Consider the following 17,887-nt stretch of genomic DNA (forward strand, 5'->3'; position numbering starts at 1 on the left):
CGCGGCCGTCGCCGGTGACGTCGGCGAAGTAGGTGCCTCGGGTGCCGTAGTAGGGATTCGACGTCCAGGGCTCGTTCGGGGTGAAGCGGGTGCCGGTGGAGCGGCGGACGGTGACGCGGTCGTCGTTGACGACGATGGCGTCGGCGCGGCCGTCGCCGGTGACGTCGGCGAAGTAGGTGCCTCGGGTGCCGTAGTAGGGGTTGTCGGTCCAGGACTCGTTGGCGGTGAAGCTGTCGGCGCGGGAGACGCCGGCCGTCGAGACGAGCCCGGCCATCGCCGCCACGGTGAGGATCGCGAATCGCTTGAGGCCCCGACCGGAACGCGCGGCGGAATCCTTTCCGAAGAATGCGGACGGGCTTTCGCCGACGTTGGAGGTTTTGATACCAGAAAAGCGCATGATTCTTCCTCGCATGGGTCGGATGCTGTAGCTCGGGCCGTTCATTCCGACGTGCCGGTGCCGGGCCCGGGCCGGCGGAGACTCCGGCCGCCTCCGTGGAACGATAACGCGATCAGGCATGGTGAACGCTTGCTTCCGCGAATTGGGCAGAGGCTTCCGGTGGGGCGGAGTTTGCGCTCCACATGGCAGGTTTTTGCCCTTTTATACTCCCCTTTCGGCCGCCGGTGGACTGGGCCTTATGTGGCGCTTTTCTCACTGATTTCATCGATATATGGCTGTATCGGGAAATTTCTTAAATGTATTGATCCGGGAAGTGCTTCGGTGGTAGATGTGATGCTTGAGGCATGCGCTGACGCGAGGGTTCCGCTGTCCGGTGGGAGGAACGCCGGGAAAGGTGGGGGTGGCGCCGATGAGAAAGGCCGGCATGGACGTCGTGGGATTGGTCCGGCAGGTGAAGGGCGCCGCCGGCGTCCGGCGGGTCTTCGGTGAGCCGATCACGATCGACGGCGTCACGGTCATCCCCGTCGCCAAGATCGTCGGTGGGGGCGGCGGAGGCGGCGGCGGGGGAAGCACCCAAGGGGATGAGGAGTCCGGCGGCGGTGCGGGCGGCGGTTTCGGCGCCGCCGCCGTCGCGGTCGGCGTGTTCGCGGTCAAGGACGGTGAGGTCCGCTGGCGGCCCGTCGTCGATGTGAACCGGGTGATCGCCGGCGGCCAGCTCGTCGCGATCGTCGCGCTGCTCACCCTCGGGGCCGTCGTCCGCGCCCGTTTCGGGAACCGCCCCCGCCCCTCCTGAAGGCCGCTCCCGGCCGCCGGGCCCGTCCGCGGGGTGACTTCGCCCCTCGCTCGCCGCGGCCGTGGCGGGGGGCTGGGACACCGGCTCCGCGGGCGCGACCGTAGGCTCGGTCGTCGGCGCGTCGCGTGGCGCGCCGGAGATCCCGGGGAATGGTCCCTGAAGAACCGGCCGGTCGGCAGCGTCACCGGCTTCGACGGGATCGGCCTGGACGAGCCGGCCGGCTGGACGCCGGCCACGGTGGTGGAGGAATGATGATCTCGGTGTTCGGCAGCGTCAACATGGACCTGGTCGCCTATGTCGAGGCCGCTCCCGCGCTCGGCGAGACCGTGACGGGGCGCGCGTTCCACACGGTGCCCGGCGGCAAGGGCGCCAACCAGGCCATCGCCGCCGCACGGGCCGGAGCCGAGGTCGCCTTCCTCGGCGCCGTGGGCGACGACTCCTTCGGTGCCGAGCTGCGCCACACGCTCGCCGGGGCGGGGGTCGACGTGACGAACCTCCGCACCGTCCCCGGCCCGTCCGGCATCGCCCACATCGTGGTGGAGGACGGCGGCGGCAACTCGATCATCGTGGTCCCCGGGGCCAACGGCGCCGTGACCGCCCCCTCCGCGGCCGACCTCGACGTCATCTCCCGGTCCGACGTCCTGCTGCTCCAGCTCGAACTTCCCGTCGAGGCCGTCACCGCCGCCGCCAGGGCGGCCCGCGCGGCCGGGACCACCGTGGTCCTCACGCCCGCCCCCGTGCAGCCGCTCCCGGCCGAGCTGCTGGAGGCCGTGGACGTCCTGGTCGCCAACGAGCACGAGGCCGCCGCGATCACCGGCCAGGCCGACCACGAGCGCGCGCTGGAGGAGCTGCGGGGCACGGTCGGCTGGGTCATCGTCACCCTGGGCTCGCGCGGCGCCCTCACCGCCGAGGGCGACGGCCCGGTCGTGCACGTCGAGGCGCGCAAGGTGACCGCGGTGGACACCACGGCCGCGGGCGACACCTTCGTGGGCGCTCTCGCCGCCGCCCGCGTCGAACGGCGGCGGCCCGACGAAGCCGTGCGCTTCGCCACCGCCGCGGCGGCCCTGTCCGTCCAGCGCGCGGGCGCCAGCACCTCCATGCCCACCCGCGCGGAGATCGACCAGAGCCTCCTCGGACCCGAGGCCTGACGCTCCGCGGATCCCCGTCGCCCGTCCGGGCACACCGCGAAGCCGCGCCGTACCCGTCCCGGACTCGGACGATCGCCGCCGGCCGGCCTCCGCCGCGTGGTGGGACGGGGCAGGGCCCGCCTACGCCCCCTCCCAGAGCGCGGCGGCCGCCTCGGCGCAGGCCACGTCCTGAGGGACGGTGCCGCCGCTCACGCCGACCGCGCCCAGCACCCCCCGGCCGGGGCCGGACTCCCAGAGCGGGACGCCGCCCCCCAGGCACACGTACCGGTCGCCGGCGGCCAGGCCGTACAGCTCCCCGCCCGGCAGGGCGAGCTTGGCCAGGTCGGCGGTCGGCATGCGGTGGGCCACCGCGGTGTACGCCTTGCCCGGGGCGAGGGCCGGGCCGGCGAGCTGCGCGCCGTCCATCCGCTGGAAGGCGACCAGATGACCGCCCTCGTCGACGACCGCGACCGAGATCAGCGCCCCCTCGCGGCATGCCTGCCTCATCGCGGCCTCACACATGCGCAGCGCGAGTTCGAGGTTCACCGGCCTCCTCCCGGTTCTGAAACCCCGCCGGGACGCGGACCGGTTTGCGTCCGGCGCCGGCGGGGACATGGAACGTCTCACATAGAGTCCGACGCTTGCCCGGCCCCCGTGGAGGACCGGCGGGACCCGTCACCTGACCGCCCGCGACCTCGGGGGCCGCCACAGCAGGCGATGTCGCCGAGAGTATTCACTCCATTACCCTGAGGTACGATCCCATCACCGCCAGAACCTTCAAGGTGCCATCCGACCGGGGGAGAGCCATGCACAGCCACAACCGCGCAAGCATCGTTCACCAGCTCAGATACGCGGTTCGCCATCCCACGCGCGTCGTGCCCCACCTGCGCCGGCTGGCCCGCGACACCTGGCTGCGCCTGACCACCCGCGACCACGTCGCCTACTACCGGGCCGTCATGAAGTCCGACACCGCGCGCAACCCCAGGGCGGCGGTGGGCAGCAAGTCGCAACGGCGCTGGCTGGCCATGGGGCAGATGCAGTTCGACTACCTGGTGCGCCACGGACTGAAGCCGGAGCACCGCATGCTGGAGATCGGCTGCGGCAACCTGCGGGCCGGGCGCCTGTTCATCGACTACCTCGGCCCCGGCAACTACTACGGCATCGACATCTCCCCGGACATCCTCATCGCCGCCCAGGAGACCCTCGTCGTCCACGGCCTGCGCGAGAAGCTCCCGCATCTCATGCCGGTCAGGGACCTGCGCTTCACCGCCCTGCCCGACGGGGCGTTCGACGTGGTGCACGCGCACAGCGTCTTCTCCCACTCCCCGCTGCCCGTCATCGAGGAGTGCTTCGCGCACATCGCCCGGATCATGAAACCGGGCGGCTGGTTCGACTTCACCTTCGACCGCACCGAGGGCAAGGAACACCAGGTTCTCCGGGAGGACTTCTACTACCGCACCGAGACCCTGGTCGCCCTGGCCGAGAAGCACGGCCTGCACGCGGTCTTCATGGACGACTGGGAGCGGCTCCCGCACCGGCAGTCCAAGATCCGCGTCACGTTCCCCGCCCTCGAGCGTCCCGCCGGGCACGCGGCGGAGCACGCCCGCCCCGGCGAGGCCGACTCCGGCCCGCGGCACGACCGTGAGGCGGGACAGGTGCTGTCGGACCTCGGGTGACCCTCCCGGGGAGCCGTCCGGCGGGTCCTGGGCGGGCTCCGCGCGAGAGATCCGGTGGGTTCCGCGCGAAGGATCTGGGATAAGATCGGGCGCTTCGCGCGACTCATCGGGAGGATCGATGCGGGCCCACGACCCGTCCGCGGGCGGCGACGCGCCGGCCGGTGCGCCCGATGCGGCCGTGCGGACCCACGATCTGTCCGCCGACGGCGTGCTGGCCCGGGTGCGCGAGGCGGCCCGTACGGCGGTGCGGATCCACGGTCTGCCCGACGCCGAGATCACGTTGATCAACGTGTCGGAGAACGCCACCTACCGGGTCGACGACCCGGCCACCGGTGCCCGATCCATCCTGCGGGTGCACCGCCTCGGCTACCACTCCACCCCGGCCATCCTGTCCGAGCTCGCCTGGCTGGACGCGCTCCGTGAGGACGCCGGGGTCCGCACCCCCCGGGTGATCCCGGCCCCCGGCGGCTCCCGGGTGCTGACCGTTCCCGGCGCGGAGCCCCGCGACTGCGTGATGTTCGAGTTCCTGCCCGGCACCGAGCCGCCCGAAGACCGGCTGGCCGCGGGTTTCGAGCGGCTGGGCGCCGTCACCGCGCGCATGCACCGGCACGCGCGGCGCTGGTCCCCGCCCCCGGGGTTCACCCGCTTCCACTGGGACTACGAGGCCGCCCTGGGCGCCGAGTCGCGGTGGGGCCGCTGGCAGGAGGGCCTGGGCATGGAGCCCGGCGTGCTGGCCCTGCTGGGCCGGCTGGACAAGGAACTGCGTGAGCGGCTCCACCGCTTCGGCCGCGACCCGCGCCGCTACGGGCTGATCCACGCCGACCTGCGCCTGGCCAACCTGCTCGTGGTGGGTGACGAGCCGCCCAGCGTCATCGACTTCGACGACTGCGGCTTCGGCTGGCACCTCTACGACCTCGCCGCCGCCCTCAGCTTCATCGAGCACCGGCCCGAGGTTCCCGAGCTGGTCGACTCCTGGCTGCGCGGCTACCGCGCCGTGCTCAGCCTCCCGGCCGAGGACGAGGCGGAGATCTGGACGTTCGTCATGTTCCGCCGCCTGCTCCTGGTCGCCTGGATCGGCACCCACACCGGCGCGGACATCGCCGCCGAGCTCGGCGCCGGCTACACCGCGGGCACCTGCGACCTCGCCGAGCGCTACCTTTCCGGGACGCTCGGCTGATCCGGCTCCGCTCACCGGCCCGAACCTCGGCGGCGTCCGCGAACCCGGCGCCGCTGTCCGCCGGATCGGCCGGCGGCGCGGCGCTCCCGCCCGCGCCGGAGCGTGACCGGCCACAGGCGCGCGCCCGGCGCGACCGGTCACGGGCCCGCGCCCGGGGGCGACCGGACCATGGCCGCGCCATTCCCGTGGCGGGTGAGGACGTCGCGCACCGTAGCCGTATATTCATAAACGGCGACATTTGTAAATCGCATCACTCCGGCGACGCAATAGATGCGCCATGACAGGAATGCGATACCGCCTGTAATGAATTTCCGGCAATCTCATTCGCCGTCGATTGACGCGTGCGGGGTGAGTGATTGGTCTCCGTGGAGACCGGCCCGTTTTCCGCCGAGGGCCCGCCGGTTGTGACGGCCGGCGGGCCGCCCGTCAGCCCTTCAGCTCCCGCAGGATGTCCTCGTCGTCCGGGGCGAGCTCCAGCGCCCGGGTGAGGTCCGCGACCGCCTCCTCCTCCCGCCCGGCGGCGCGCAGCGCCATCGCGCGGTTGAACAGCAGCGCCGCATCCGCCCCGGGTTCCAGCGCCCGGGTGAAGTCGGCCACGGCGCCCTCCGGGTCGCCGGCCTCGAATGCCAGCATTCCCCGGTTGGCCCAGGCGGCGGCCAGCGTGGGGGCGAGTTCCAGGGCCCGGTCGAAGGCGGCCCGCGCCCGGTCGTGGCGGCCCTCGGCCATCTCCACCTGGCCCAGCGCGCACAGCAGGTACGGGTTGGCCGGATCCAGGGCGAGCCCTGCCTCCGCGTCCGCCCTGGCCCTGCCGTACTCCCCGAAGGCCGCCAGCAGTCCCGCCCGGTTGGCCAGGCCGTCCACGAACCCGGGGTCCAGTTCCAGCGCGTGGTCCAGGTCGTCGAGGGCACCCCGGTGGTCGCCCCGGGAGAAACGGATCTCGGCCCGGTTGTAGTAGGGCTCGGGGAAGGGCGGGCCGACCCGCATGGCCGTCTCGTAGTCGGCGATCGCCTCGTCCATGCGGCCCAGCCGGTGGAGCAGGTTGCCCCGGTCGATGTAGTAGTCGGGGTAGCCGGGGTCGGCCGCGATCACCGCGTCCAGGTCTTCCAGCGCCTCCTCCGGGCGGCCCAGCATCACGGTGAGCTGCGCCCGGTTGGCCAGCAGCACCAGCCGGTGAATCGGGTGCCCGCCGGGCGGCAGGTCGCGCTCGGCCAGGTCGACGGCCTGCTGGACCAGCTCCAGAGCCTTGGCGGGGTCACCCCGGCGCACCTCCACCAGCGCCCGGCCGTTGAGGTCGAACCCCAGCTTGAACGCCCGCTCGCGCGGGTCGGGGATCAGCGTGGAGATCGCGATCGCCTGGTTCACCCAGGCCAGCGCCGCGTCCGCGTCGCGGCGGGCCGGGTCGTGGTGGCGGACCTTGAGCATCCCGGTCGAGTACGCGGCGGCCGAGTGCACCGCCGGGGAGACGCTCTCGCGCCTGGCCCGGTCGAAGAGCTCCTCGGCTTCCTCCTCCCGGCCCAGCGCGGCCAGCGCGGTCGCGGTGCTGTGCACCAGCCGCCACCAGGTCTCCGGATCGCCCTGCGGGGCGGTCAGCCGCAGGGCGCGCCGGCCGAGATCGACCACGGCGTCGTGGCAGCCCGCGTCCAGGCACCACTGGACCGCGAACCGGAAGGCCGCGACGGCCTTGGACGGGTCACCGCCGTGCTCGCGGTGGTAGGGGATCGCCCCGAGCCGCGCGCCGACTGTGCCCTCCCGCTCCAGCTCGTCGGCGCGGGCGTCGTGCTCCTCCTCGCTGAGCGGCTCGTCCGCCGCGGCCCGCTCACCCGTCACCACGGTCAGCAGCTCCGCGGGGATCCGGCGCCGCAGCACCGCCAGCAGTTCGTGGTCGGTGGGGTCGGCCCGGTGGAGGTTCTCGACGACGAGTGTCCGGGGGCCGGTCTCGGCCAGGTGCTCGCGCAGGAACTCGGCCAGCCCGTTGGACAGGCGTAGCGTGCGCTTCGGCGCGTGCACCAGGATCCGCTCCGCGCTGGGCAGGTGCGCGGCCACCGACTGGCGCCGGGCGGGGATCACCCCGTGCATGTCGGGTGCCATGGCGCGCAGTTCGATGTCGTAGCGGGCGACGAGCTCCGGCCGGGCGGCGGGCGCGAGGGCGGAGACGATCGCGCCGCCCAGGGTGTACGGTCCGCGCAGGCGCCGGTCCGCGTCCACCGGGGGCAGCAGAAGGGGTGGAAGCGGCGACTCTTCCGGCGGGTGCGGTGCCCGGCTCACCAGACTCCTTTATTCCAAGTTAGACGATATTTCATGATATCTAGCTATGATGTGCACCCAGCCGACGCCCGGGCCGGGCGCCGGTTCCGGGATTCCGTCTCAGCCGACGTGCTTAGGGCTGGCGGTGCCGCTGAGAGCGACGGTGCCGGGCTTGTGAACAATGACGTGCTTCATTGCAGACCTCTCTCGCGAATAAGAACAAATGGCAAGTATTCGCAATATTTGCCTGCATTGACAAGATCTAGATATTATCGTGGCCAGATCCGGACATGGCTATGGACATCTGGCGTGCAGTCGTCTTTGATCCGCCCTCCCGGCGGCCCGGTCACGGTTGCGGTTCCTGCTGGGTGATGCAGTGGATCCCGCCGCCCAGCGCGAAGATGCCGCGGGCGTCCACCGACTCGACGACGCGGTCGGGGAAGAGCTTGGCGAAGATCTCCGCCGTGGCGGCGTCGCGCGGGTCGTCGAAGGAGCAGAGCAGGACCAGGCCGTTGGCCAGGTAGTGGTTGATGTAGGAGTAGTCGGCCAGCTCCCCGCCGGCCTCCCGGGTCTGCGGGGCGGGCAGCTCCACGACCTCCAGCTCCCGGCCCCTGGCGTCGGTGGCCGAGCGCAGGATCGCCAGGTTCTCCCGGGTGACCTCGTGGTCCGGATGGGCGGGGTCGGGCTGGACGTGGCAGAGCACCAGCCCCGGGCGGGCGAAGGAGGCCAGCAGATCCACGTGCCCGCTGGTCCCGTACGCGCCGTAGTCGGCGGTCAGGCCGCGCGGCAGCCAGATCACCTTCCGCACCCCGAGCCGGGCGCGGAGCTCGGACTCCACCTGCTCCCGGGTCCACCCGGGGTTGCGCTTCTCGCCGAGCTGCACGGTCTCCGTGACGATCACCGTGCCCTCACCGTCCACGTGGATGCCGCCGCCCTCGTTGACCATATCCGAGCGGAACCTCTCGGCTCCGGCCCGCCGCAGGACCTCCGCGGCGACCAGATCGTCCTTGGCGTACGCGTGCCAGCCCCACCCGTTGAAGGTCCAGTCGACCCCGGCCAGCCCGCCCCGCCCGTCCACCAGGAACGTAGGGCCGTTGTCGCGCATCCAGCAGTCGTCCAGCGGCTGCTCGACCACCTCGACCCGCGGGGAGAGCCACCGGGCCGCCTCCTCGCGCCCGCTCGGGTCGACCATCATGGTGACCGGTTCGTACCGGACGATCGTGTTGGCCACGCTCGACCACGCCCGGTAGGACGCCACGGGGTCCGCCAGCGCGTAGCCGGCGACCGGCCAGGACATCCAGGTGCGGGTGTGGGGGTGCCACTCCGGCGGCATGTAGAACACGGTCGGCGCTCCTTGGGAGAGAGAGGGAGAAGGGAGAAGAGGGGAAGGGGAGAATCGGTGGAGGAACGGGATCAGAGGTAGTAGAGGCGGTTGAGCGCGACCGAGTCGGCGGGGGAGGAGTGCACGAGCTCGCCGTCCAGCGTGACCCGGCCGAGCGCGTCCACCTGGACGGACCCGAGCCGCCCGTTGCGCACCATGTCGGCGAGGCCGATGCCCCGGGTTCCGCGCACGGCGACGCGCCGCCGCCGGGTCGTCATGCGATCGTCACCCGCCTGCGCGGCGGCCCCGCTGACGAAGGCCACCGACAGGTCCGCCGGGGTCGCGCCGTACGCGCCGAACTGCGGGCCCAGCACCAGCGGCTCGCAGGTGTCGGTGGAGGCGTTCGGATCGCCGGTCACCCCGTACGCGGGGAACCCGGCCTTCAGCACGAGCTGCGGTTTGGCGCCGAAGTGGTCCGGCCGCCACAGCACGATGTCGGCCAGCTTGCCCGGCTCCAGCGAGCCGACCTCGTGGGCCAGCCCGTGCGCGATGGCCGGATTGATCGTCAGCTTGGCCAGGTAGCGCAGCACCCGCTCGTTGTCGCCGTCCTGTGCCGCGCCCAGCTCGCCCTTCATCTTCCCGGCCATCGCGAACGTGCGCCGGACCGTCTCGCCCGCCCGGCCCATGCCCTGCGCGTCGGAGGAGGTGATGCCGATGACCCCCAGGTCGTGCAGCACGTCCTCGGCGCCCATCGTGCCCGCCCGGATCCGGTCCCGGGCCAGTGCGGCGTCACCGGGCAGCTCGGGCTGGAGCCCGTGCGCCGAGACGATCATCCCGTAGTGTTCCGCGACGGCGTCGCGGCCGAAGGGCAGCGTCGGATTGGTGGACGAGCCGATGACGTTGGGCACGCCGGCCAGCCGGAGCACGTTCGGCACGTGGCCGCCGCCGCAGCCCTCGATGTGGAAGGCGTGGATCGTGCGGCCGGACAGCACGGCGAGGGTGTCCTCCACCGACAGGCACTCGTTCAGCCCATCGGTGTGCAGGGCGACCTGCACGTCGTGGTCCTCGGCGACCCGCAGCGCGGTGTCCAGGGCACGGGTGTGCGCCCCCATGTCCTCGTGCACCTTGAACCCGCTCGCGCCGCCCTCGGCCAGCGCCTCGACCAGGGGCGCCGGGTCCGACGACGAGCCGCGCGCCAGGAACCCGATGTTCACCGGCCAGGCGTCGAAGGCGTTGAACGCGTGCCGCAGCGCCCACGGGGAGTTCACCCCGACGCCCCAGACCGGCCCGAACTCCTGGCCGATGATCGTGGTGACGCCGGAGGCGAGGGAGGCCTCCATGATGCGCGGGCTCAGCAGGTGCACGTGCGTGTCGATCGCGCCCGCGGTGGCGATCAGTCCCTCGCCGGACACGATCGTCGTCCCGGTGCCGGCCACCACGTCCACGTCGTCCAGCGTGTCGGGGTTGCCCGCCCGCCCGATGGCGTGGATGCGCCCCTCGCGGATCCCGATCGACGCGGTCCGCACCCCCAGGACCGGGTCGAGGATCAGCACGTTGCTGACGATCAGGTCGCACGTCTCCCGGACCGAGGCGGCCTTCAGGTGCAGCCCGTCCCTGGCGGTCTTGCCGAACCCGGCCAGGAACTCGTCACCCGGTTTCTGCGAGTCGTGCTCCACCACGACCACCAGGCCCGAGTCGCCGAGCCTGACCCGATCCCCCCGGCGCGGTCCGTAGACGCTCACCGCTCACCTGCCCCGTGCCCGCCGTCCGTCCTGTTCTCCCGCGCGCCGCCCGCCGGGAGTGCCCCCGCGACGTCCCCGCTCGTACGCGGTCCGTCGTCCCCGCCCGTACGCGGTCCGTCGCCCGCGGCGGGGGAGGCCGCCTCGCTGCCGAGATAGCCGCAGGCCCGCGCCTTCTCCATGGCGCGCTCGAAGGCCCCCGGGGCGTCCAGCGGCCCGTCGACCAGTCCGGCGAACCCGATCGCCACCCGCGCCCCGCCGATCGGGACCAGCCTGGCGGTGCGGCTCTCACCGGGGTCGAAGCGCAGGGTGGAGCCCGCCGGGATGGCCAGGCGGCGCCCGTAGCCCGCCGCCCGGTCGAAGCGGAGCCGGGGGTTGGCCTCGAAGAAGTGGAAGTGCGAGGTGACGCTGATCGGCACGGTCGCCGTGTTGAGCACCTCCACCTCGATCGCGTCCTCGGCCACCGGGGGACGCGGTGCCTCGATCACCGCGCCCGGGGCGTCGTCCTCGAGCGAGCCGCCGCCGAACGGGTCGGTGACGACCGCGAGCCGGGTGCCGTCGTCGAAGACCGCCTCGACCATCACCTCGGTGACGACGTCGGCCACCCCGGGCAGCACGTCATCGGGGCCGAGCACGCTCCGGCCCGCCGCGATCGCCTCGGCGAGCCTGGCCCCGTCCCGCGCGGCCTCGCAGACCGTGTCGGCGATGAGGGCGGTGGCCTCCGGAACGTTCAGGCGCACCCCCCGCGCCCTTCTGGCGCGTGCGAGCTCGGCCGCCGTGAACAGCAGCAGCCGGTCGCGTTCCGCGGGTGTCAGCCGCACGGTCGCCTCCCCATTTAGAACGGATTTCAAAGTTAGATCAGCATTCTAAACCGGTACGGTAGGAATCATGACTGCGAAGCTGGAGCGCCCCGACGTACGAGCGCACGTGCTGCGCGCGGCGCTGCTGGCGATCGACGAGGTGGGCCCCGACCGGCTGCGCGTACGGGACATCGCCGAGCGGGCCGGCATGAGCAGCGGGCACGTCATGTACTACTTCGGCAAGCGCGACCGCATCCTCGTCTCGACGCTCCTGCTCAGCGAGGACGAGCTGGCCGAGCGCCTCACCGCCGAGCTGGCGGGGGCCGCCGGCCCGGCCGAGGCGGTCGCCCGGCTGGTCGAGCTCTACCTGCCCGGCGGCCCGAGGGACGTCCGCTGGCGGCTCTGGGCCCAGGTCATCGCCCGTCCCCCGCGGGACGAGGAGACGCTGGCCAGGATCGCCGGGTTCACCGAGAGCTGGGCTCGCGAGCTGGCCGCGATCGTGGTCCGCGGGATCGCCGAGGGGGTGTTCCGGCCGGTGGACGACCCCGTCGGCTTCGCCACCCGGATGTGCCGGATCATGGACAGTCTCGCGAGCGACGTCCTGCTCGGGCTGCCCGGCCGGGGCCCCGGATGGGCGCGTGACCAGGCCATGGGGGCGATCCGCCGGGAGCTGCTGCCCTGATCGGCGGGCGCCGCGGGAGCGGCGCCGCCGGCCGCCGTACCCGTCCCGGGACCGCGGTTCCCGGCCCCGGGCGGTCACACCGCCGTGATGCGGTGGTATCCGAGGCGGCGATCCGGCCGTACTGGTGACCCGTCATCGCGGTGTGGGACAATTCTGAGGTCAGGCAGCTTCCGTCTGTTCCCCCTCTGGCCGGGTGAGGGAGGAACGGGCATGGACATCACGCCACAGGCGGTCGTCATCCCCAAGGAGACCGACCACCTCGAACAGGGGAAGTACGGCCCTGTCTACCCGCGGACCCCGGCGTGTTACGGGTTCACCATCGTCGCGGACGTCAAACCCGGCAGGGCCGATGCCATGCGCGAGTACGGCTACACGCTGGCCAAGGCGCTGGAAGGCGATCCGTATCTCCTCGCGCCGCTGAAGCTGCACTACCTGCGCTGGGTGCTCTTCGACGACGACACACGCTTCATGTATCAAGGGATCTTCGACACCGACTTCGACAAGTACACCGAGGACGCCGTCGCGCTGTTCACCAAGGCGGGGGTGAGCACGGCGTTCGAGAACCTCGAAGGCTTTCCCGAGGACTGGAGAACCAATCCCGAGGCGTTCGTCGGGTTCGTCCGCAAGCATCACTGTCCGAGCTTCATCGAGTACGGTGAGTATCCGTACGTCACCGCGGACGAGATCAAGAAGGCTCTGCGGATCAAGAGCGCCCTGTCGGAGATGCTCGACCAGATGCAGTGAGATCGGGCCACCGCCCGCGTGCTCCGTTGCCGATCGGAGACGAGATGAGCGAGACGAACGAGTTCAGGACCGCGCGCACGTACAACCAGAACCATGTGCCGCGCGAGTACACCCCCGGCCGGCGGCGGGTGAGCATCTACGTCGCCTGGAGCTATCCGGCCGAGGCCGGCAGGGACCCGGCCGAGCTCGACAACCGGTTCTCCACGATGACCGAGGTGCGCCGCGTGACCTGGCCGGCCTACGAGGACCCGAAATGGTCCGACCCGATGCGGTTCCAGCAGGGCATCGCGGGCGGGCTGGAGCTGTTCTTCTGGGGCTGGCTGCCCTTCCAGCAGTTCGCCCGGGAGAGCACCGGGCACCCCGTGCCCGTGTACCAGCGCGTCGACCAGGCCGGGTTCCACACCCCGCTGGACGAACGGGTGCTGGCCGACACCGACACCCTGTTCGTGTGGGGACTGGACCACATGATCACCGGACAGGACGCCACCCCCGCGGAGATCGAGGCGGTGCGCGAGTTCCTCACCCGCGAGGGAACCTGCCTGGCCCTGGGACCGCACCACGACGTCGGCGCCTCGGACGACCTGGCGGTGCGCGACATGGAGTATCACCACCACGGGGACGCGCTGGTGCCCCGTCAGCAGCGCTTCGGCAGGTACACCCGGTCACTGATGGCGGGTCTGGGGGTGCCCGTGGAGAACCGCTACGGCCTGCGCCCCGCGGTGACAGCGGGGAACAGGAGCGCCCCGCTGTCCATCGCCGGGGACCTGGACACCAAGGGGTGGCTGGACGGGGTGACCAGCTTCAACTTCCACATGCACCTGCCGCACTACGCCGTGACCACCGACGACCCCGACGTCATCCACGTGCTGGGCCGGCAGCCGATCGACCTGTCCCGGCCGCCGCACCCGTTCACCGAGGCCGGCAACACCGAGTTCAACATGTTCCTGTGGATGCCCCCGGACGGGGACCGGGCCGGTGACGTGATCTTCGCCGACACCACGCTCTTCAGCGCGCTGTTCGGCGTCGACGAGAGCGTGCGCACCTTCTGGAGAAACATCGTCTCGGCGAAGTAGCACCGCGGGGAAGGGAAGCAGCACCGCGGGGAAGGCGGGTATCCGTGACCGGGCATACGCATGTCACACTCGAACTCGACGACATCCAGCGCGGGGTCCTCAGCCCACGGCCGACCCCGTACGCGGCGACCTACATCCTGTTCCGCGTCGACGACCGCGACCATGGGCGGGAGCTGATGCGGCGCGTCAGCGCGGTGGTCACCTCGGCCGCCGACACGACCAGCCCGCTGGGGGAGACCTGGGTCAGCGTCGCGCTCACCTGCTCCGGTCTCGCGGCGCTGGGGGTGCCGCAGAAGTCACTGGACACCTTCGCGTGGGAGTTCCGCCAAGGCATGGCCGCCCGGGCCAAGGCGCTGGGCGACGTCGGCGACAGCGCCCCGGAGCGTTGGGAGGCGCCTTTGGGCACGCCCGACGTCCACGTGGTACTGGTGGCGCTGGCACCCGACAGTGCCCAACTGGAGACGGCCATCGACCGTGCGCGCCCGGCCTACCACCGCCTTTCCGGCGTGACGGCGATCTGGCGGCAGGACTGCCACGCGCTGCCCACCGAGACCGAGCCCTTCGGCTACCGCGACGGCATCAGCCACCCGGCCGTCGAGGGCAGCGGCATCGCCGGATCCAACACGCTGGAGACCCCGCTCAAGGCCGGCGAATTCGTGCTCGGCTACCCCGACGAGCTCGGCGGCGTCCAGACTCTCCAGCCCGAGGTGCTGGGACGCAACGGCAGCTACGCGGCCTTCCGTAAACTCCACCAGCGCGTCGGCGCCTTCCGGCGCTACCTGAGGGACAACGCCACCGGCCCCGAGGACGAGGAACTGCTGGCGGCGAAGATCATGGGGCGCTGGCGCAGCGGCGCACCCCTGGCCCTCAGCCCGTCGCACGACGATCCCGGCCTCGACGCCGACCCGTACCGCAACAGCTTCCTCTACCAGCAGGACGACCCGGCGGGATTCATCACCCCCGGCGGCAGCCACATCCGCCGGGGCAACCCCCGGGACGCGGCGGTGGCGGGCGTGCCGAGGCTGCACCGGATGATCAGACGCGGCACCGTCTACGGCCCGCCGCTGCCCGACGGCGCCCTGGAAGACGACGGGGCCGACCGCGGGCTGATGTTCGCCTTCATCGGCGCGCACCTGGGGCGGCAGTTCGAGTTCGTCCAGTCCGAATGGATGAACGACGGCGTCTTCTTCGGCGCGGGCAACGCGGCGGATCCCGTCGTCGGGTCCGGTGATGGGCCCGGTGACTTCACCATCCCCCGGCGGCCGCTACGTCGGCGCCTGCTCTCGCTGCCGCGGTTCGTCGTCACGCGCGGCGGCGAGTACTGCTTCCTGCCCTCGCTGAGCGCCCTGCGCTGGCTCGGTGACCTCACAGGCTGACGCGCGGCGCCGGGGAGGAAGGTTCATGGGCGCACTGCAGGTGCTGTTCAACGCGGTCACCGTGATCTTCATCGCGGTCACCATGTTCGCCGCCGGTCTGGCAACCCCCCTGTCGGCGCTGCGTGCCGTTCTCACCGACGTGCCGCTGCTCCTTTTGGCGCTGGCGGCCAATCTGGTTGTCGTCCCGCTGCTCGGCTGGGGCCTCGCCGCGCTGTTCGCCCTGCCCGTCGCGGGTTTCGTCGGCCTGGTCATGGTCGCCTCCTCACCCGGCGGGCCGTTCGGGGCGAAGCTGAGCATGGTGCAGAAAGGGGACGTGGTCGCGGGCACGGCGATGCAGGTGCTGCTGGCCGCCGTGGCCAGCCTCACCTTCGGCCCGACGGCCAGCGGCATCCTCACCGCGGCCAAGGTCGGTGAGGGGATCTCCCTCGATGTCGCGGCGCTGGTGCGGACCGTGGCCATCTTGCAGCTCGTGCCGTTCGCCGTCGGGCTGGTGGTACGCCACTACGCGCCGTCCGCGGCGCGCTCGTGGCATCCGGCCGCCGGCGTGGTGTCGAACGTGACGTTCCTGATGGTGTTGACGGGCATGCTCCTGGGCAGCTGGCGCGACGTCGTCGCGCTGCTGGGCTCACGCACCCTGCTCGCCGGGCTCGTTCTGGCCGTCGCCGCGTTCGCCGCCGGCACCCTGCTGGCCACCGGACCGTCCCCGCGCCGTACCACCATGGGCGGCATCGCGGCGGTCCGCAACGTGGGACCCCCGCTGGCCGCCATCGGGATCGCCTTCGGCGACGAGCAGGCCGTCCTGGGGGCGCTCGCCGCGGTGCTGATCAGCGGCCTGGCCGCGGCCCTGCCGATCGCCGCGGTGCTCGGCCGCGATCGGGGCGACGGCACCGCCTGAGAGGCACGGCACCGCCCCGGGGTGGCGGACGGCGGCGCGCGGGGCGGGCCGTTCCGGGCGGGAGAGCTCGCCGGCTCCGGGCGGTGTCAGAGCAGGCGCTCCAGGAAGACCGTGACCGTCATGATCGTGATGCCGGTGACGATCAGGTCGACGGCCCAGCGCAGATTGCGATGTTTGGCGCGCGCGACCCGGGCGATCCGCAGGGCGTCGGTGGCCAGGAACAGCTCGTAGTCCGCCGTCTCGGCGTTCATCCGCTCGATCAGGGCCTGGGGCGTGGGCTCGTCGGCGTAACTGAGGATACGCATCCCGCCGCGTTGAGGGGACAGGGGGCGGATGGTGATCAGGATCAGCATGACCGCCGCGGACAGCAGGATCAGCGCCACGATGACGCCGAGGCGCCCGATACCCGGGAAACGGGCCGGACCGGTGAGGATGAGCGTGACCATCGCGCCGTAGGCGACGCCCGCCCACGACAACAGCAGGCCGGCTCTCTTCTCGCTGGCGCTGATCAGCTCGGCGCGGGCCGCGGCGGTGGCGGCGTCGAGCCGATCCCTCAGGAACGGGGACATGGACACACGCTGCGCGCCGCCGTCTGCGGAGCGGCCGCCGGACGCAGCCGGTTCGTGGTTCATGGTGAGCGGGTCCTTTCCGCCGGGGCCGTGGGCCGGTGGAGCCGGCCGGCAGCCGGTGGATACGCGAGGCAGCCGGCGCTTCGGACATAGGCGGACGTGTGTTCGCCTACCTTCGACTGTAGGGGTGCGGCCGGAACAGGGTCGGGAAAGGGCCGCCGATGCCGGGCTCCGTGTGCAACGGCTCCGAACGGGCATGCGCCGCCCACGGGGCGCCTGAGAGCCTGCTGCCTCCCTTCTGCTGCTTGCCCGCTGCCGTGCGTGTGCGCGCCGCTCGCCACTCCGCGCCGTTGACGGCTGCCTCCGGTGCCGCTGAGCCCACGGTGGGGCGACGGCGGGTCAGACGGCGCTCCACCCGCCGTCGACGGACAGGGAGGCGCCCGTCATGTAGGCCGCGCGGTCGGAGAGCAGGAAGCAGACCAGCTCGGCCACGTCGTCCGGGCGGCCCGCGCGCGCGGCGGGGGCCACGGCGAACGCGGCGGACATGACCTCCCGCTGCTCCGGCGTCGTGAGCCGCCGGACCTGCTCGGTGATGGGCGTGTCGATCGCGCCGGGGCAGACGCAGTTCACCCGCACACCGTCGGCGGCCGCCTCGGCGGCCACCGCCCGGGTGAGCCCCAGCACCGCGTGCTTGGTGGCGATGTAGTCGGAACGGTCGGGGAACCCGCGCAGAGCCGCGATCGACCCCGTGTTGACGACCGAGCCGGTCCTCCGCCGGCGCATGTGCCCCACGACGTACTTGAGGCCGTAGAACACGCCGTCGAGGTTGACGGCCATGACGCGCCGCCACTCGTCCACGCCTATCTCGTGGACCGGTCGGAAGCACCCGGAGAGCCCGGCGTTGTTGAAGAACATGTCGATCCCGCCGAAGCGGTCGACGGCTTCGGCGGCGTAGGCCCCCACCTGCGCGGGGTCGCCGACGTCGGCACGCCACGGGATGACGGACCCGCCGGAGCCCTCGGCCAGGGCGGTCACCGCCGGGAGGTCGAGGTCGACCGCCAGGACGCGGGCCCCGCGCCGGGCCAGCATCGTGGTCACGGCCGCGCCGATGCCGCTGCCGGCCCCCGTGACGACCGCGGACCTGCCCGTGAACTCCGCGGTCACGTCGGATCGCCCGATGCTCGGCCCCCGTGCCCGCCGGTTCATGGGCATGCCCCCTCAATACTCATATTGATGATAAATAATATTCTGTATTAGCGTCACGGGGTCAAGCA

17 protein-coding genes are annotated in these 17,887 nt (G+C 72.1%); 9 read left to right on the forward strand and 8 right to left on the reverse strand.

The features are described 5' to 3' along the window. Positions 1-274, reverse strand: a 274-nt coding sequence (locus tag ABD841_RS19460; RefSeq protein WP_344973447.1) for an FG-GAP repeat domain-containing protein, incomplete at its 3' end; no start/stop codon positions are given. A 532-nt stretch (positions 275-806) separates the two neighbouring features. Between ABD841_RS19460 and ABD841_RS19465 the strand changes: the two genes are divergently transcribed. Beyond that, positions 807-1,190, forward strand: coding sequence for a spore germination protein GerW family protein (locus ABD841_RS19465; RefSeq protein WP_344973450.1), 384 nt, complete (start codon positions 807-809; stop codon positions 1,188-1,190). Positions 1,191-1,441: 251 nt separating this feature from the next. Continuing rightward, complete coding sequence (rbsK, locus tag ABD841_RS19470) at positions 1,442-2,338, forward strand: ribokinase (protein WP_344973453.1); 897 nt, start codon at positions 1,442-1,444, stop codon at positions 2,336-2,338. Positions 2,339-2,458: 120 nt separating this feature from the next. Here the strand turns inward: rbsK and ABD841_RS19475 are convergent, their stop codons facing one another. Continuing rightward, on the reverse strand, positions 2,459-2,863 hold the full coding sequence (locus ABD841_RS19475; RefSeq protein ID WP_344973456.1) for a GlcG/HbpS family heme-binding protein: 405 nt from the start codon (positions 2,861-2,863) through the stop codon (positions 2,459-2,461). Positions 2,864-3,123: 260 nt separating this feature from the next. On the opposite strand from ABD841_RS19475, the gene ABD841_RS19480 reads away from it, so the two are divergent. Both ABD841_RS19480 and ABD841_RS19485 read left to right on the forward strand, forming a co-directional pair. Further along, positions 3,124-3,993, forward strand: a complete 870-nt coding sequence (locus tag ABD841_RS19480) for a class I SAM-dependent DNA methyltransferase (RefSeq protein WP_344973459.1) — start codon at positions 3,124-3,126, stop codon at positions 3,991-3,993. A gap of 118 nt (positions 3,994-4,111) precedes the next feature. Next, positions 4,112-5,170, forward strand: a complete 1,059-nt coding sequence (locus ABD841_RS19485; RefSeq protein ID WP_344973462.1) for a phosphotransferase enzyme family protein — start codon at positions 4,112-4,114, stop codon at positions 5,168-5,170. Positions 5,171-5,596: 426 nt separating this feature from the next. Here the strand turns inward: ABD841_RS19485 and ABD841_RS19490 are convergent, their stop codons facing one another. The 4 genes from ABD841_RS19490 to ureA form a co-directional block, all read right to left on the reverse strand. Then, a complete protein-coding gene (locus ABD841_RS19490; RefSeq protein WP_344973465.1) occupies positions 5,597-7,435 on the reverse strand; it encodes a tetratricopeptide repeat protein in 1,839 nt (612 codons plus the stop codon). Between the two features lie 325 nt (positions 7,436-7,760). Further along, positions 7,761-8,747: an agmatine deiminase family protein gene (locus ABD841_RS19495; RefSeq protein ID WP_344973642.1), complete on the reverse strand. Its 987-nt coding sequence runs from the start codon at positions 8,745-8,747 to the stop codon at positions 7,761-7,763. A gap of 80 nt (positions 8,748-8,827) precedes the next feature. Continuing rightward, a complete protein-coding gene (locus tag ABD841_RS19500) occupies positions 8,828-10,477 on the reverse strand; it encodes an urease subunit alpha (protein ID WP_344973468.1) in 1,650 nt (549 codons plus the stop codon). Continuing rightward, positions 10,474-11,295, reverse strand: coding sequence for an urease subunit gamma (gene ureA, locus ABD841_RS19505; RefSeq protein ID WP_344973471.1), 822 nt, complete (start codon positions 11,293-11,295; stop codon positions 10,474-10,476). Before ureA ends, ABD841_RS19500 begins: the two co-directional genes overlap by 4 nt. Positions 11,296-11,362: 67 nt before the next feature. On the opposite strand from ureA, the gene ABD841_RS19510 reads away from it, so the two are divergent. The 5 genes from ABD841_RS19510 (at position 11,363) to ABD841_RS19530 (ending at position 16,044) form a co-directional block, all read left to right on the forward strand. After that, positions 11,363-11,956 carry a TetR/AcrR family transcriptional regulator gene (locus tag ABD841_RS19510; RefSeq protein WP_344973474.1) on the forward strand — a complete coding sequence of 198 codons (594 nt, stop codon included), beginning with the start codon at positions 11,363-11,365 and terminating at the stop codon, positions 11,954-11,956. Positions 11,957-12,166: 210 nt separating this feature from the next. After that, on the forward strand, positions 12,167-12,700 hold the full coding sequence (locus tag ABD841_RS19515; RefSeq protein ID WP_344973477.1) for a hypothetical protein: 534 nt from the start codon (positions 12,167-12,169) through the stop codon (positions 12,698-12,700). 44 nt (positions 12,701-12,744) lie between these two features. After that, positions 12,745-13,773, forward strand: coding sequence for a hypothetical protein (locus ABD841_RS19520; protein WP_344973480.1), 1,029 nt, complete (start codon positions 12,745-12,747; stop codon positions 13,771-13,773). Positions 13,774-13,817: 44 nt separating this feature from the next. Continuing rightward, positions 13,818-15,149, forward strand: a complete 1,332-nt coding sequence (locus ABD841_RS19525) for a Dyp-type peroxidase (protein ID WP_344973483.1) — start codon at positions 13,818-13,820, stop codon at positions 15,147-15,149. A 25-nt stretch (positions 15,150-15,174) separates the two neighbouring features. Further along, positions 15,175-16,044, forward strand: coding sequence for a bile acid:sodium symporter (locus tag ABD841_RS19530; protein WP_344973486.1), 870 nt, complete (start codon positions 15,175-15,177; stop codon positions 16,042-16,044). Between the two features lie 86 nt (positions 16,045-16,130). Here the strand turns inward: ABD841_RS19530 and ABD841_RS19535 are convergent, their stop codons facing one another. Both ABD841_RS19535 and ABD841_RS19540 read right to left on the reverse strand, forming a co-directional pair. Further along, positions 16,131-16,613 (reverse strand): Pycsar system effector family protein, encoded by a 483-nt coding sequence (locus ABD841_RS19535; protein ID WP_344973489.1) that lies wholly within the window; start codon positions 16,611-16,613, stop codon positions 16,131-16,133. A 399-nt stretch (positions 16,614-17,012) separates the two neighbouring features. Then, a complete protein-coding gene (locus ABD841_RS19540; RefSeq protein WP_344973492.1) occupies positions 17,013-17,825 on the reverse strand; it encodes an SDR family NAD(P)-dependent oxidoreductase in 813 nt (270 codons plus the stop codon). Positions 17,826-17,887 lie beyond the last annotated feature (62 nt).

Origin of the sequence: Streptosporangium fragile (assembly GCF_039534445.1) — a bacterium.
Lineage (GTDB): Bacteria > Actinomycetota > Actinomycetes > Streptosporangiales > Streptosporangiaceae > Streptosporangium > Streptosporangium fragile.